The sequence below is a fragment of the Actinomycetospora sp. NBRC 106375 genome (assembly GCF_030269665.1).
Classification (GTDB): Bacteria; Actinomycetota; Actinomycetes; order Mycobacteriales; family Pseudonocardiaceae; genus Actinomycetospora.
In genome coordinates this window covers 1-14,499 of record NZ_BSTS01000026.1, presented here as the reverse complement: position 1 = coordinate 14,499, position 14,499 = coordinate 1, and the positions used below count along the sequence as shown (strand labels likewise).

General features: G+C 75.1%; 15 protein-coding genes. 8 read left to right on the top strand and 7 right to left on the bottom strand.

Annotated elements, in window-relative coordinates; translation table 11 throughout:
* Positions 1-69: 69 nt before the first annotated feature.
* A complete protein-coding gene (locus tag QSK03_RS29360; protein ID WP_285659132.1) occupies positions 70-2,433 on the bottom strand; it encodes a xanthine dehydrogenase family protein molybdopterin-binding subunit in 2,364 nt (787 codons plus the stop codon).
* Between the two features lie 75 nt (positions 2,434-2,508).
* Between QSK03_RS29360 and QSK03_RS29355 the strand changes: the two genes are divergently transcribed.
* Together QSK03_RS29355 and QSK03_RS29350 are read left to right on the top strand one after the other, a co-directional pair.
* The gene (locus QSK03_RS29355) at positions 2,509-3,327 is read left to right on the top strand and encodes an SDR family NAD(P)-dependent oxidoreductase (protein ID WP_285659131.1); all 819 of its coding nucleotides are present in this window, start codon (positions 2,509-2,511) and stop codon (positions 3,325-3,327) included.
* Between the two features lie 150 nt (positions 3,328-3,477).
* Positions 3,478-4,047 carry an alpha/beta fold hydrolase gene (locus QSK03_RS29350; RefSeq protein WP_285659171.1) on the top strand — a complete coding sequence of 190 codons (570 nt, stop codon included), beginning with the start codon at positions 3,478-3,480 and terminating at the stop codon, positions 4,045-4,047.
* 19 nt (positions 4,048-4,066) lie between these two features.
* Here QSK03_RS29350 and QSK03_RS29345 read toward each other — a convergent pair whose 3' ends face one another.
* Complete coding sequence (locus tag QSK03_RS29345; RefSeq protein ID WP_285659130.1) at positions 4,067-4,825, bottom strand: AfsR/SARP family transcriptional regulator; 759 nt, start codon at positions 4,823-4,825, stop codon at positions 4,067-4,069.
* Between the two features lie 176 nt (positions 4,826-5,001).
* Between QSK03_RS29345 and QSK03_RS29340 the strand changes: the two genes are divergently transcribed.
* Complete coding sequence (locus QSK03_RS29340) at positions 5,002-5,163, top strand: DUF1059 domain-containing protein (RefSeq protein ID WP_285659129.1); 162 nt, start codon at positions 5,002-5,004, stop codon at positions 5,161-5,163.
* On the opposite strand, the gene QSK03_RS29335 is transcribed toward QSK03_RS29340, so the two are convergent.
* Entirely contained in the window at positions 5,160-6,110 is a 951-nt protein-coding gene (locus tag QSK03_RS29335; protein ID WP_285659128.1) for an AraC-like ligand-binding domain-containing protein, read from the bottom strand. The two genes, QSK03_RS29340 and QSK03_RS29335, sit on opposite strands and share 4 nt — an antisense overlap.
* Before the next feature lie 116 nt (positions 6,111-6,226).
* On the opposite strand from QSK03_RS29335, the gene QSK03_RS29330 reads away from it, so the two are divergent.
* Complete coding sequence (locus QSK03_RS29330; RefSeq protein ID WP_285659127.1) at positions 6,227-7,090, top strand: alpha/beta hydrolase; 864 nt, start codon at positions 6,227-6,229, stop codon at positions 7,088-7,090.
* A gap of 18 nt (positions 7,091-7,108) precedes the next feature.
* On the opposite strand, the gene QSK03_RS29325 is transcribed toward QSK03_RS29330, so the two are convergent.
* Positions 7,109-7,852 carry an SDR family NAD(P)-dependent oxidoreductase gene (locus QSK03_RS29325; RefSeq protein WP_285659126.1) on the bottom strand — a complete coding sequence of 248 codons (744 nt, stop codon included), beginning with the start codon at positions 7,850-7,852 and terminating at the stop codon, positions 7,109-7,111.
* 34 nt (positions 7,853-7,886) lie between these two features.
* Here QSK03_RS29325 and QSK03_RS29320 point away from each other — a divergent pair, with 34 nt between their 5' ends.
* Positions 7,887-8,903, top strand: a complete 1,017-nt coding sequence (locus tag QSK03_RS29320) for a phosphotransferase family protein (protein WP_285659125.1) — start codon at positions 7,887-7,889, stop codon at positions 8,901-8,903.
* On the opposite strand, the gene QSK03_RS29315 is transcribed toward QSK03_RS29320, so the two are convergent.
* The 3 genes from QSK03_RS29315 to QSK03_RS29305 all read right to left on the bottom strand — a co-directional run bounded on the left by QSK03_RS29315 (position 8,873) and on the right by QSK03_RS29305 (position 11,552).
* Complete coding sequence (locus tag QSK03_RS29315) at positions 8,873-9,835, bottom strand: RNA polymerase subunit sigma-70 (protein ID WP_285659124.1); 963 nt, start codon at positions 9,833-9,835, stop codon at positions 8,873-8,875. The two genes, QSK03_RS29320 and QSK03_RS29315, sit on opposite strands and share 31 nt — an antisense overlap.
* 11 nt (positions 9,836-9,846) lie before the next feature.
* A complete protein-coding gene (locus QSK03_RS29310; protein WP_285659123.1) occupies positions 9,847-10,584 on the bottom strand; it encodes an SDR family oxidoreductase in 738 nt (245 codons plus the stop codon).
* Between the two features lie 83 nt (positions 10,585-10,667).
* Entirely contained in the window at positions 10,668-11,552 is an 885-nt protein-coding gene (locus QSK03_RS29305) for a LysR family transcriptional regulator (RefSeq protein ID WP_285659122.1), read from the bottom strand.
* A gap of 80 nt (positions 11,553-11,632) precedes the next feature.
* Between QSK03_RS29305 and QSK03_RS29300 the strand changes: the two genes are divergently transcribed.
* The 3 genes from QSK03_RS29300 to QSK03_RS29290 form a co-directional block, all read left to right on the top strand.
* Positions 11,633-12,631 carry a substrate-binding domain-containing protein gene (locus QSK03_RS29300; protein WP_285659121.1) on the top strand — a complete coding sequence of 333 codons (999 nt, stop codon included), beginning with the start codon at positions 11,633-11,635 and terminating at the stop codon, positions 12,629-12,631.
* A gap of 88 nt (positions 12,632-12,719) precedes the next feature.
* Entirely contained in the window at positions 12,720-13,955 is a 1,236-nt protein-coding gene (locus QSK03_RS29295; RefSeq protein WP_285659120.1) for an alpha/beta fold hydrolase, read from the top strand.
* A partial coding sequence (locus tag QSK03_RS29290) for a TetR/AcrR family transcriptional regulator (RefSeq protein WP_285659119.1) occupies positions 13,952-14,499 on the top strand: 548 nt, incomplete at its 3' end. The genes QSK03_RS29295 and QSK03_RS29290, both read left to right, overlap by 4 nt.

The following is a 14,499-nucleotide window of genomic DNA, read 5'->3' as shown; positions in this document are numbered from 1 at the left end:
GGGGAACGACCCGGGTCTTGCGGCAAGTCCCCCCGCCCGCTATAGCTTGAAGTGGGCGGGGGGACGTGCTCACACGTCGACGGCCGCGGCCTCCGGGTCCGCCGAGTCCCCGCGCACGGGCAGCGCCGCGAAGAAGGCCGGCGGCTCCGTCCACGGGTCGGCCGCGGTCCCGGCCTCGGCGTCGCGGATCGCCCGCCAGACGCGGTCGGGCGTCAGCGGCATGTCGACGTGGCGCACGCCCAGCGGGGCGAGCGCGTCGACGACGGCGTTCTGCACCGCGGGCGTCGACCCGATCGTCGCGGCCTCGCCGATGCCCTTGGCCCCGAGCGGGTTGTAGGGCGTCGGCGTCTCGGTGCTCGCGGCCTCGTAGCTCGGGAGCTCGGCCGCGGTGGGCAGCAGGTAGGCCGCGAAGCTGCCGGTCGACGGGTTGCCGTCGGCGTCGTAGGAGAAGCCCTCCCAGAGCGCCTGCGAGATCCCCTGCGCGAGCCCGCCGTGCTGCTGGCCGGCGACGAGGGTCGGGTTGAGCACCGTGCCGCAGTCGTCGACCGCGACGTGGCGCACGGGTGTGACCCGCCCGGTGTCGAGGTCGACCTCGACCACCGACACGTGGGCGCCGAAGGGGTAGGTGGCCCCGGCCTGCGCCTCGTCGCGGACCTCGGTGAGCGACACACCCTGCTCGCCCGCCGCGGCCGCGATCTCCCGCCAGGACAGCGATCGGTCGGGCACGCCCGCGACGCCGAGACCTTCGTCCACCGCAGTGATGTCGTCCGCGTCGGCCTCCAGCGCGGTGGCGACGACGTCCCGGGCCCGCTCCAGCACCGTCTCCGCGGCGACGAGGACGCTCGAGCCGGCGAGCTGCAGCGACCGCGATCCGCCCGTCCCGCCGCCGCGCGGCACCGCCGCGGTGTCGGACTGCACGAAACGCACCTGGTCCATCGGGATGCCGAGCCGGTCGGCGACGATCATCGCGAACGAGGTCGCGTGGCCCTGGCCGTGCGCCGAGGTGCCCACCGACACCGTCGCGCCGCCGTCGGCGTCGACGGTGACGGAGCCGTACTCCGCGCCGCCGCCCCCGGCGGTGACCTCGACGTAGACCGCGAGGCCGATCCCGAGCGCGACCCGGTCCCCGCGGGCACGGCGCTCGGCCTGGTCGCGGCGCAGCTCGGAGTACCCGGCGATCTCCAGCGCCTTGTCCAGCGCGGTCGCGTAGTCGCCCGAGTCGTAGAGCGATCCGGTCTGCGTGGTCAGCGGGAACTCGTCGGGCTGGAGGAAGTTCTTCCGCCGCAGTTCCACGGGGTCGACGTCGAGCTCGCGGGCGGCCATGTCGACCAGGCGCTCGAGCATCGCCGCGGCCTCCGGGCGCCCGGCCCCGCGGAACGCGCCCATGGGCGTCGTCGTGGTCAGCGCGGCCGCGGCGTCGTAGGCGATGGTCGGGATGCGGTACACGCCCTGGGCCATGTTGCGGGTCGGGCCGAGGGCGAGCGCGCCGCCGAACCCGGCGTAGGCCCCGGCGTCGCCGACCACCCGCGCCCGCAGACCGACGATGGTCCCGTCGCGGCGCAGCCCGAGCTCGCCGTACTGCACCTGGCCGCGGCCGTGCGGCATCGCGGTGAGGTTCTCGGAGCGCGTCTCGGTCCAGGTCACGGCCCGGCCCAGCTGCCGCGCGGCCTCGATGACGACGGCGTGCTCGGGCGCCATCCCGGCCTTGCCCCCGAAGCCGCCGCCGACGTCCGGGGCGATCACGCGCACCCGCTCGCTGTCCCAGCCCCACTGCGCCGCGACCTGCCCGCGCAGCCCGTGCGGCATCTGCGTGGAGACGTGCACGGTCATGTCGTACGGCTGGTCCGTCCCACCGGGCGTGGCGGTGACCGCGTTGCCCTCCATCGACGCCACGGCCAGGCGCTGGTTGACGATCCGGGCGCGCACCACGACGTCGGCGCCGTCGAGCGGGTGCACGTCGTCGGGGTCGCGGACGCCGGCCGCGAGGTTCGACCCGAGCTCCTCGAACTGCAGCGGCGCGCCGTCGCCGAGGGCGGCCTCGGCGTCGACGACGGGCTCGAGCGGGTCGTAGTCGATCTCCACGAGCTCCGCGGCGTCGACCGCCTCCGCCCGGGTGGTGGCGACGACCGCGGCCACCATGTCGCCGACGAAGCGCACCTTGCCCCGGGCCAGCAGCGGCCGCGCGCACGCGTCGTTGAGGACCATGAACGGGCGGTGGTCGGGGATGTCCGCGACGTCCTCACTCGTCAGCACGGCCACCACCCCGGGCGCCTCCCGCGCCTTCGCGGCGTCCACGGCTCCGACGCGCGCGTGCGCGAGCGGGGAGCGCACGAAGACGCAGTGGAGGGTCCCCGCGGGGACGATGTTGTCGACGTACGTGGCGTGGCCGCGGAGGAGCTCGGGGTCCTCGACGCGGCGGACGGCCGTTCCCATGATCGAACCTGGCACGCCGTCGACGGTATGCCTTCGAGTGCGCTCGAACGCAAGCTCCGGGGGTACTCGGGGGCCATGCCACTGCCGCCGCCCGGGCCCCTCGCCCGTGTCCTCGTCACGGGTGCGTCCTCCGGGATCGGCGCCGCCGTCGCCCGGGCGCTCGCCGCCCGCGGCCACCCGACCACGCTCGTCGCGCGCCGCGGCGACGCGCTCGCCGACCTCGCCGAGGAGCTCACGCGCGTCTCCGGCCTCGAGGCGGAGGTGCACCCCGCGGACCTCGGCACCGACGCCGGCCTCGCCGAGGTCCGCGGGCTCGTCGACGACGAGCGCGTGGTCGGGCTCGTCAACGCCGCCGGCTTCGGCGTCACGGGCCGCGTGGCCGACCTCGCCGGGGACGACGGGCAGCGGGCCGCGCTCGACGGCCTCGTCCGGCTCAACGTGCTCGCCCTGCACGACCTGACCGTCGCCGCCGTGGGGGCGCTGGTCCGGCGGGGTGGGCGCGGCGCCGTCCTCAACGTCTCGTCGATCACCGCGTTCCAGCCGCTGCCGGGCGCGGCGAGCTACGCGGCGAGCAAGGCCTTCGTCCAGTCGTTCTCCGAGGCCGTGCACGCCGAGCTGTCCGGCACCGACGTCACCCTCACCACCGTCAGCCCCGGCCTGACCCGCACCGGCTTCGCGGACGCAGCCGACACCGACGGGTTCGACCGGGTGCCCGACCTCGTCGTCGGCGCGGCGGAGGACGTCGCCGAGGCCGGCGTCGCCGCGATGGCCCGCGGCGACCGCTCCGTCACCCCGGGGCTGATCAACCAGCTCAGCACCCTCGGCGGGCGGTTCGCGCCGCGGTCGCTGCTGCTGCCCGCCCTCGACGCGGGGATGCGGCTGCTGGACGACTGAGGAACTCCTGCGGGGTGCTGTCGAAGAACCGCCGGGTCGTTCGACGCGGGGGTGAGATCACCGCCCGCCCCGAACGGAGAAGTTCCATGATCACCGGTCATCGCCACCGACTTCCAGGGCCACGGCCGCACGAACGACCTCGACCGCCCGCTGTCGAGCGCCGCGCTCGCCGAGGACGTCGTCGGCCTGCTCGCGCACCTCGGCGTGGAGCGTGTCGACGTGTTCGGGTTCAGCGTCGGTGGTGCCGTGACCCTGGACCTCGCGGTGCGGCACCCGGAGCTGGTGCGCCGGATCGTCGTGTCGTCGGTGTCGTTCTCGCCGGACGGCATGCGCCCGGAGAACGCCGAGGCCGTGGGCGCGATGACCGTCGACATGATCGAGGGCACGCCGATGGCGGAGTCCTACCGGGCGAAGTCGCCGCACCCCGAGGGCCTGCAGGGCCTGCTGGACAAGCTCGGCGCCTTCGACGGCGGGCCGGGGTGGAGCGACGCCGAGATCGAGGGCATCGCCGCCCCGACGCTGATCACCGTGGGCGACTGCGACGCCGTGCGGCTCGAGCACGCCGTGCGCTTCCTGCGCCTGCGCGGCGGCGACGTCAACGGCGACTTCGCCGGTGTGCCGACCTCCCAGCTCGCGGTGCTGCCGGGCACCACGCACTTCTCCGGCCTGGCCCGCACGGCGCTCGTGCTGGACGTCGTGACGACGTTCCTCGCGGGCTGACTGCTGCCCAGGACCGGGGTCAGCGCAGCAGGGCGGCGTGGAGCTCGCGGGTGCTCGCGCTCGGGGCGGTCCCGAGCTGCTCGCGCAGCGCCCGCCGCATCTGCTCGTAGACGCCCAGGGCGGCGGCCCGGTCGTCCTGGGCGACGAGGGCGCGCATGAGCAGCCGGTGGCCGGTCTCGGCGAGCGGGTCGAGATCGATCAGTGCCCGGGCGCTGCGCTCGGCGCCGCCGAGCTCGCCCGGGCCCAGGTGCAGGCACGCCTCGCCGTAGCAGGCGAGCACCCGGCGGTGCCGGTGCGCGGCGTCGCGACGGCGGTCCTCGCTCCAGGGGTCGTCGAAGTCGCCGAGGAAGCCCCGCTGGGTCACGAACAGCGCGCTGAGGGCCTCGGTCCACGCCCGCGGCCAGTCCTCCCGCGCGCTCGCCGACTCGGCGGCGTGCAGCGCGCCCTCGGCCACCGCCGCGTCGACGACCGACCCGGCCGGGAGCACGAGCTGCAGGCAGCCGCGGCCCCGGATCTCGGCGGGTGCCAGTAGCGTCCGGACCTTCGAGAGGAGCGCGGAGAACGTCGCGGCGGCGCCGTCGCCCGGCTCGGTGGGGCGCCACAGGATGTCCAGCAGCGCCGAGCGCTCGACCGCACCCCGGTGCGCGTGGGCCAGCACCGCGACCAGCAGACGGGCCCGGCGCCCGGGCAGGGAGTGCTCGACGGTCCGCCCGTCGACGGCCACGGCGAAGCGGCCGTGGAGCTGGATCCGTACCGGCGGCGCGTCCTCGTCGGCCATGAGCGTCCCCCCGGGGCCGTGACTGCCCGCGTGACTCCGCGGCAGTCTAGTGCGCGGAACCGGACACGACGGACCACTCGCCGGGCGACCGTCGCGCGGCAGGAATTCGGCAATGCGCCCCGCCAGGGTGGTCACCGTCGGGAAGGACGAGTCGGCAAGGACGAGAGGATCGGGCGATGAACCAGGTGACGTGCGAGTGCGGGTACGCGGCGCGGGGTGCGGCGGAGGGGCAGGTCGTCGACCAGGTCCTGGCCCACGTGCGCCAGGACCACCCGGATCTCGTCGGGCAGGTGACGCCGGAGGTCGTGCGCGGGTGGATCGAGCTCGTGCCCGACTAGCGGCCCGCCGACCGACGCCACTCCGCGGGCGTGACGCCGAAGGCCTGCTTGAACGCGCGACCGAAGTGCGAGGGGTCGACGAAGCCCCAGTGGCGCCCGACGGTGGCGACGGCCTGGTGGTCGTGGCGGGGGTCGCGCAGCTCGCGCCGCGCCGCGGCGAGGCGCTGGTCGCGGATGGTGTCGTGCAGGCTCACGTCGGCCGCGGCGAGCACGGCGTAGAGGTGGCGCAGCGAGACGTGGTGCGCCGCGGCGATCCGCTGCGGAGTCAGGTCGCGCTCGCGCAGGTGGTCGCGGACGTACTGCTCGACACGGACGACCAGCGAGCGCTCGAGAGGAGCGCGCTCGACGGCGTCCACGTGGACGGCGAGCAGGGCCCGGACCAGCTCGATGCCGGGCTCCGCCACCAGCCGGGCGGCGTCGGGGTGGTCGAGGGCGTCGGAGGTCGCGAGCGCGGTGAAGAACGAGCCGACGGCCCCGGCGAGCGGGTTGCCGGTCGCGTCGATCCGTCGGGCCACCATCGGGTCCAGCCGGCGCCCGGGCAGGCCGAGGGTCTCGCGCGGGATGCGGACGTAGTGCACCTCGCTGCGCCCGCGGTTCTCGATGCGGTAGGGCCGGGTGCTGTCGTAGAAGGACATGTCGCCGGGCCGCAGCAGCGCCTGGCGCCCGTCCTGCTCGACCACCGTCGTCCCGGCGACCTGGACGGCCAGGAAGACCTGGGGGACGTGGTCGCGGCGCACGAGCGCGCTGGTGCGCTCCATGGCGATCGGGCTCGTCCGCGCCGACGAGACGTTCAGGGCGCCCGCCTGGGCGACCCGCAGCTCGACGTCGACGTCGGCGGGAGCCGGCAGCGTCATCTCGACCGGCACGACGTGGGTCCAGACGGTCTCGTGGAGGACCTCGACCCGGTCGCGCACGGGAACGTCGGCGAAGCGCAGCGAGGACGGCACGTGAGGTCTCCTCCACGGTGGTCTGCACGTTCTGCACAGCGCCGTGCAGTGCCAGTCCATCCGAGCGGCCTGTAGTCGTCCAGGGTCGATCCCGTCATCGAGCGACGGGAGCAGACATGACCGCATCGGCGCCCACCGGGCCGACCCCCGGGGAGCAGGAGGAGATCGACCGCGCGAACGCGTCCGGCAAGCAGCCGGTGGTGTTCGTGCACGGGCTGTGGCTCCTCGACTCGAGCTGGGACCAGTGGGCGAGGTTCTTCGAGGACGCCGGCTACGTGGCGGTCACCCCGGGCTGGCCCGACGACCCGCTCTCGGTCGAGGAGGCCCACGCCCACCCCGAGGTGTTCGCGGGCAAGGGCGTCGGCGACGTCGCGGCCTACCAGCAGATGATCATCGAGCGGCTCGACCGCAAGCCCGCGCTGATCGGCCACTCGTTCGGCGGCGTGCTCGTGCAGATCCTCGCGGGCCGCGGCCTGTCCGCGGCCACCTGTGCGATCGACCCCGCGCCGTCGCGGGGCGTGCTGCCGCTGCCGCTCGCCGCGCTCAAGGCGTCCTTCCCGGTGCTGGGCAACCCGGCGAACCGGCACCGCGCCGTGACGCTGACCTTCGACCAGTTCCGCTTCGGGTTCGCGAACGCGGTGGGCGAGGACGAGGCCCGCGAGCTCTACGAGCAGTACCACGTGGCCGGGTCGGGCGTGCCCGTCTTCCAGGCGGCCTTCGCCAACATCAACCCGAACACCGAGGTGGCGGCCGAGAAGACCGGCGACGACCGCGGACCGATGCTCGTCATGTCCGGCGAGCTCGACCACCAGGCCCCGCACGCGATCGCGTCCGCGACCTACGAGGCGCAGAAGCGCAACGAGCACTTCCCGACCGAGTTCGTGGAGATCGAGGGCCGGGGGCACTCGCTGACGATCGACGCGGGCTGGCCGGACGTCGCGCGGACCTGCCTGGACTTCGTCGGGCGCTTCGTGAAGTAGGCGGCGGTCGGCGGGGGCTCAGGCGGTGCCCCCGTCGACCCGCAGCACCGCGCCCGACGTGAACGACGCGTCCGCGGACGCGAGGTACAGCACGGCGGGCACGACCTCCTCGGGCTCCCCGATCCGGCCGAGCGCCGCGCTCTGCTCGAAGCGCGCGACGACGTCGGGGGACCACGCCGTCGAGATGTCGGTGCGGAACGGTCCGGCCTGCACGGCGTTGACGCGGACGGTCGGGCCGAACGCCTGCGCCAGCCCCTCGGTCATGGTGTTGAGCCCCGCCTTCGCCATCGCGTAGGGCAGCTCGGCGGGCCCGGGCCGGATGGCGGCGATCGAGCTGATGTTGACGATCGCGCCGCCGCCGGCGGCGACCATCCGCGTGCCGATCGCGGCCGCGAGCCGGAACGGGCCCTTGAGGTTCACCCCGACGACCTTGTCGAAGAGCGCCTCGGACACCTCGTCGAGCGCGGGGTAGAGCGGCGAGAGGCCGGCGTTGTTGACCAGCACGTCCACCCGGCCGAACCGGTCGTACACGGTGTCGACGAGGGCGTCGCAGTCGTTCCAGCGCGAGACGTTGCAGGCCAGGGGCAGCGCGTCGACGCCGTGCTCGGCGGTGACCTCCCCGGCCAGCTCGCGGCACGCCTCGAGCTTGCGGCTCGCGATCACCACGGACGCGCCGGCGGCGGCGAACGCCGTCACCATGGCCCGGCCCATGCCGCGGCTGCCGCCGGTGACGACCACGACCTGCCGCTCGAACCCGCCCATGCGCGGCGTTCCCCCCTCCGGTGAAGATGGACGCATGCTGGCACGCGACGAGACCGACGCCGTCGCCGCGTGGCTCGCGTCCGCCGGGCTCGGCGACGGGCCGTGGACGTTCGAGCCGCTCGCCGGCGGCACGCAGAACCTGATGGTGCGGGCGGCGGGGCCCGACCGGCGCGTCGTGGTCCGCAGCGGGCCCCGGCACCTGCGCCGGGGCAGCAACGCGGCCATCGAGCGCGAGATCCGGGTGCTCGGCGCCCTCGCGACGACCGACGTCCCGCACCCGCGCCTGCTCGCGACGGCCCCAGCCGACGGCGTCCTGCCGGGACGCGTCGTCTACGCGATGGCCGAGGTGCCCGGCGTGAACGTCGCGACCGGGGTGTCGCCGGCGCAGGCGGCCGACGCGGGCCTGCGGCACAGGCTGGGTCCGGCGATGGTCGACGCGCTCGCCGCGCTGCACGCGGTGGACGTCGACGCCGTCGGTCTGGGCGACGTCGGCAACCCGCAGGGGTTCCTCGCGCGCCAGGTGCCGCGCTGGCGCGACGAGCTCGCGCGCTACCGCGAGGTCGAGGGCTACCCCGGCTTCGGCGACGAGACGGACGACGTGGCCGACTGGCTCGAGCGCGGGCTGCCGTCGTCCGGTCCGCCCGCGATCGCGCACGGCGACTACCACCTCGCCAACGTGCTGATCGACCCCGACGGCTCGACGGTGACCGCGATCGTCGACTGGGAGATGGCCACGGTTGCCGACCCGCTGCTCGACCTCGGCTGGCTGCTCGCCACCTGGCCCGTGAGCGGCACGGACCTGGGCTGGGCGCGGGTCGAGGGCCTGTGCGGCGAGGACGAGCTGGTCGCGCGCTACGCCGAGCGCACGGGCACCGATCCGGCCGCCGTGCCCTGGTACGCGGTGATGGCCTGCTTCAAGCTCGGCGTCCTGCTGGAGGGCACCTACGTCCGCGCCTGCGCCGGCCAGGCTCCGGTCGACGTGGGGGAGCGCATGCACGCCTCGGCGCGCAGCCTGATCGCTCAGGCCCGCGCACGGATCGCGTCGGCCTGATCGTCCGGGGCGAACAGCCCGACGAGCGACGGGTCGTTGAACGATGTGATGCGGGCGATCCGGCCGCCGGCGAGGGTGAGGACCTGGACGCCGTAGGGGAGCTCGGCGTCCGCCGTCCGCCGGTGCACGACGAGCGCCGGCTGCCCGTTCGCGCCCGTCGGCCGCATCGTCCAGCGGCCCCGGCCGAGGACCCGCGCGGCGAGGAAGCCGACGACGGCGTCGCGCCCGCTGAACCACGAGGGGATCGGGGGCATCTCGAGCTCGACGTCGGCCCGCAGCAGGGCGACCAGCGCGTCCGGGTCGGCGCGGGTGAAGGCCTCGACGTAGTCGTCGAGCAGCGTGCGCCGGTCCGGGGGCTCGACGAGGTCGTCGGGCACCGGGGCGGCGTCCGCGAGGTGACGCCGGGCGCGGCGCAGCAGCGCGTCGACCGCGTCCGGCGTGGTCTCCAGCATCGCCGCCACCTCGGCGGTGGTGAACGCGAGGACGTCGCGCAGCGTCAGAACGGCCCGCTGGCGGGCGGGGAGCAGCTGCAGGGCGGCGACGATCGCGAGCCGGACCGTCGCGCGGGTGGCGGCGACGGTGGCGGGGTCGTCGACCCCCAGCGCCCTGTCGGGGGCGGGCTGGAGCCACGGCACCGACTCCCGGGGCTCGGCGACGGCGACCCGGTGGTCGTCGAACGGGGCCGCGAGCCCGGACGGCAGGGGGCGCCGGGGTCGGGTCTCCAGCGCCGAGAGGCACACGGTCGTCGCGATCGCGTGCAGCCAGCGCCGCACCGAGGCGCGACCTTCGAAGCGCTCGAAGCCCCGCCAGGCACGCAGGTAGGTCTCCTGCACGAGGTCCTCGGCGTCCGCCGTCGCGCCGACCAGCCGGTAGCAGTGCGCGAAGACCTCGCGGCGCCACGGCGCGGTGAGCGCCTCGAAGTCGCCCGTCACACGAGCACGGTTCACCCGAGCACGCTCGCACCCGCGCCGCTGATCCGGTACTCCGCGGCCGCCCCGTCGTCCGCGGCGACGGCGAGCACCGTGTCGGCGACCTGCTCGGGGGTCAGCACCGGGGCGAGGTTCGCGGCGAGGGTGTCCGGGTCGACGCCGTGGCGCGCCGCGTACCCGGCGACGGCGAGCGCCCCGAGGCCCGTGCGCGGCGTGAGCTGGGGCAGCAGGGCGTGGAAGCGCAGGTCGAGCCCCGCGCGCTGCGCCTCGTCGTGGGCGTAGGTGCGCAGGAAGCGGATCGTCGCCTTGGCGCCGGCGTAGCCCCCGGACAGCGGCGATCCGGCCAGCGCCGCGCCGCTCGACATCCCCACGACGACGCCGCCCGGCGCCATCGGCACGCGCAGCGCCGCCCGCATCCAGGCGAACGCCTGCCGGACGTCGACGTCCCACGGGCCGCGGAAGGTCTCCCAGGTCTGGTCGGCCAGCGGCGCCAGGTGCGGGGAGACGCCGGCGTTGAGGACGAGGAGGCCGGGCTTGCGGTCGGCGATCAGCGACGCGGCGACGTCCTCGTCGGTCACGTCGGCCGCGACGGGGACGAAGCGCTCGCCGAGGTCGTCGCGGACGGCGTCGAGATCCTGGGGGCTGCGAGCGATACCGACGACCTCGCTGCCGGCGGCGACGAGCGCCGCGGCGATCGCGCGACCGAAGCCGCGGCTCGCGCCGGTGACGAGGGCGGTGGTGGGGACGGGCATGGCGGGCCTCCGGCGTTCGGCGTTCGAGCGGTCGTCCGTCGAGACCGGGTCGGTGCCGGGAATCCGTCGCGAGGTGATCGGTGTCACATGCCGGCCGTCCGCGTCAGGTGGGTGGCGAGGGCGCGGGCGGCAGGGGAGAGGTGCTGCTCGCCACGGTGGATCAGGCCGATCGGCGGGTGCCGCAGGGCGGGACGCACCGCGTGGACGCCGACGGGCTGCCCGTCGTCGCGGACGGTCGACGCCGCGAGCAGCGCGACGCCGAGGCCGGCGGCGACGAGGGCCTGGACGTCGGCGGGCGTCGGCACCTCGAAGGGCACGTGCGGCCGGAATCCCGCCTCGCCGGCGGCGGTGTCGAGGACCCGGCGCAGGCCGCTGTCGGGCGGCAGGCAGACGAACGGCTCGTCACGCAGGCCGGCGAGGTCGATCCGCCGGGCCCGGGCGCGCCGGTGGTCGGGCGGGGTGAGCAGCACCAGCTCGTCGTCGCGCAGGGCCGTGGCGGTGTGGTCGGGAGAGAGGTCGTCGTGGACCGGCCCGACGACCAGGTCCAGCACGCCGGCGTCGAGATCGGTGAGCAGGCCGGCCACGAGGCCGGAGCGCAGCGTCAGCCGGACGCCGGGGTGGTCGGCGGCGAAGGCGGCGAGGGTCGCGGCGAGGTCGAGGCCGGCGAGTACCGGCGTCGCGCCGAGCACGACCCGGCCGCGCAGCACCGCCGCCAGGTCGGCGGCCTCGTCGCGGGCGGCGTCGAGCTCGTCGAGGACCCGCCGTGCGCGCGTCAGGAAGAGCGCGCCCGCCTCGGTGAGCCCGACGCGTCGCGTGGTGCGGGACAGCAGCCGCACGCCCAGCTCGTGCTCGAGGCTGCGGACCTGCGCGGAGATCGCGGGCTGGGCGATCCGCAGGTGCTCGGCGGCCCGGCTGAACCCGCCGTGCCGCACGACGGCGTCGAAGTAGACGAGCTGGCGCAGCTCCACGCTATTGATCGTGCTGCGTTATCAATGGCCGCTCAAGGCGGTCTTGGACTTCTCGATCGTCCCAGGGTGAGGCTGGAGCCATGACACCGCAGATCACCGTCGCGACCGCCCGCTACGACCACGTGCGGGCCCTCTTCGACGGCGCCGTGACCTTCGACGGCGTCGACGCGTCGTTCTCGAGCGCCGACCTCGTCTCCGACATCTTCGACCGCATGGTCCGGGAGCGGGCCTTCGACGTCGCCGAGCTCGGGCTGACGTTCTACCTGCGCACCCTCGATCTGCCCGATCCGCCGTTCGTGGCGCTGCCCGTCTTCCCGGCCCGGCACTTCCGGCACTCGGCGATCTACGTCAACACCGCGAGCGGCATCGAGAAGCCGCAGGACCTCGCGGGGCGGACGGTCGGCGAGTTCGCCACCTGGGGCACCGACCCCGGTGTGTGGCTCAAGGGCATCCTCGCCGAGGAGTACGGCGTCACGCCGGACCGGTGTCGCTGGGTCATCGGTGGCGCCGACGAGCCGATGGCGCCGTTCGACTTCGTGCCGCTGCGCCACCCGTCCTCGGTCGACGTCGCCCCGGCACCGGCCGGCACCGCGCTCGGGCCGATGCTCGAGGCCGGCGAGATCGACGCGCTGATCTCGGCGCACCCACCGCGGTGCGTCCTCGACGGCTCGCCGAACGTCGCGCGGCTCTTCCCGGACGTCGTCGACGTCGAGCGGGACTGGTACGCCCGCACCGGCATCTTCCCGATCATGCACACCGTCGTCGCCCGCAAGGAGCTGCTCGCCGAGGACCCCGGGCTCGCGCGGACGCTCTTCGACGGCTTCTGCGCCTCGCGCGACGCCGCGCTCGCGCACTATGAGTTCCGCCGCGAGACGCAGCAGATCGACGTCATGGTGCCGTGGTTCTCCGAGCTCTACGAGGAGAACCGCCGCCTGCTGCCCACCGACTGGTGGCCCTACGGCGTCGCCGGCAACCACACCGCGCTCGACACCTTCCTGCGCTACTTCCACGAGCAGGGCCTGTCCGACCGGCGGTGGGCGGTCAAGGACCTGTTCACGCCCGAGCTGCTCGACACCTGACTCTCGTCGTGAGAGCGGACTTGCACGAGCGGGTTCGCCGGGTCTAGCGTCGGTCGTGCGAGTTCGCTCTCACGAGAGGTGGCCGGTCATGGTCGAGGTGTCGGTCGTCGGGCCCGACGACGGGGAGATCACGCTGACGAGCCCGGTCCGCATGCGGATCCTCGAGGACGGGCGGACGACCGACCACCGGCTGGGTCTGGGGGAGATCACGGTCGCGCCGCACACCGACGGCCCCGCCCAGCACCGGCACGCCCAGCACGACGAGGGCTTCTACGTCGTCTCGGGCACCGCCCGGTTCACGGTCGGCGAGACGAGCGTCGACGCCGGCCCGCGGACGCTGGTGATGGTGCCGACCGGGGCGCCGCACACGTTCGCGAACCCGGGCGACGAGCCCGCGGTCATCCTCAACACCTTCACCCCGGACCTCTACGTCCAGTACTTCCGCGACCTCCGCTCGATGATCGAGGGCGGCCAGGAGCTCTCCGGCGACGCCGTCGCGGGCGTGATGGCCCGGTACGCGACGGAGCCGGCGACCTCGTACGCCGCCGGCCCGTCGTCCGAGGTCGTGCTGTCCGACGGGCTGGCGCTGGGCGTCGACGACCGCGGCACGGGCCGGCCCGTGCTCGTCCTGCATGGCGGCGGCGGCCCGGCGTCGGTGGCGGGCATGTCGGCGATGCTCGCCGACCTGGGGCTGCGGGTGCTCACGCCGACGATCCCGGGGTTCGAGGGCACCGACCGGCCCGCCGGCCTCGACTCCGTCCCGGACCTCGCGCGGACCTACCGCCGCCTGCTCGACGACCTCGGTCTGAGCGACGTCACCGTCGTCGGCAGCTCGGTCGGCGGGTGGGTCGCGGCGCAGATGGCGCTGGAGGAGCGGGCGCACGGGACGCGGCGGGTGCGCGACGTCGTACTGATCAACGCCGTCGGCATCGACGTTCCCGGCCACCCGATCACCGACGTCTCGGCGGTGCCGCTCGACCGGCTCGCCGACCTCAGCTATCACGACCCCGACCGCTTCCGGGTCGATCCGGCGCTGTTCTCGGAGGAGCGCCGCGCGGCCATGGCGGACGACGCGGCGGTGTTCGCGACCTACGCCGGCGACCCGTACATGCACGATCCGGCCCTGCTCGGGCGGCTGCCGGAGGTCGGCGTGCCGGCGCTGGTCGTCTGGGGCGAGAGCGACGGGATCGTCGACGTCGACTACGGCCGCGCCTACGCCGCGGCGCTGGGCGCGGAGTTCGTGACGGTCCCCGAGGCCGGGCACCTGCCCTTCGTCGAGCGGCCCGACGCCATGCGCGAGGTGCTGGCGCCGGTGCTGCGGTGACCGCCCGCACGCACCAGAAGGAGCGGACGCGCGGCGCCATCGTCGCCGCGGCCCGGGAGCTCGCCGACACGGGCGGCGAGGTGACGATGCCCGGTGTCGCGGCGGCCGCGCGGGTCTCCGAGGCCACCGCCTATCGCTACTTCCCCGACCTCGTCTCGCTGCTCGGCGAGGCGATCCGCCGCGAGGGTGCCGCGGAGGCGATGGCCTCGGTCGCCGACAGCGACGACCCCGTCGAGCGCGTCGCCGCCGCCGCCGGCGTGCTCGCCCGGGACGTGCTGCGGCGGCGGGGCGCGGTGCGAGCCGTCCTCGCGGGCGTGATCACCCGCCCCGAGGTGGCACAGCTGCGGCCCGGGTACCGGTTCGAGCTCATCGAGTTCGCGCTGGCGCCGTGGCGGGGTGCTGTCGACGATCTCGTGCAGGACCTCGCCATCGTCGTCAGCGCCGAGGCGGTGCTGACCCTCCTCGACCTGTGTGGGCTCGACGACGAGGGCGCCGTCGCCGGCGTCGTCCGGACGGCCCGGGCCCTCACGCGCGCGGCGTTCCC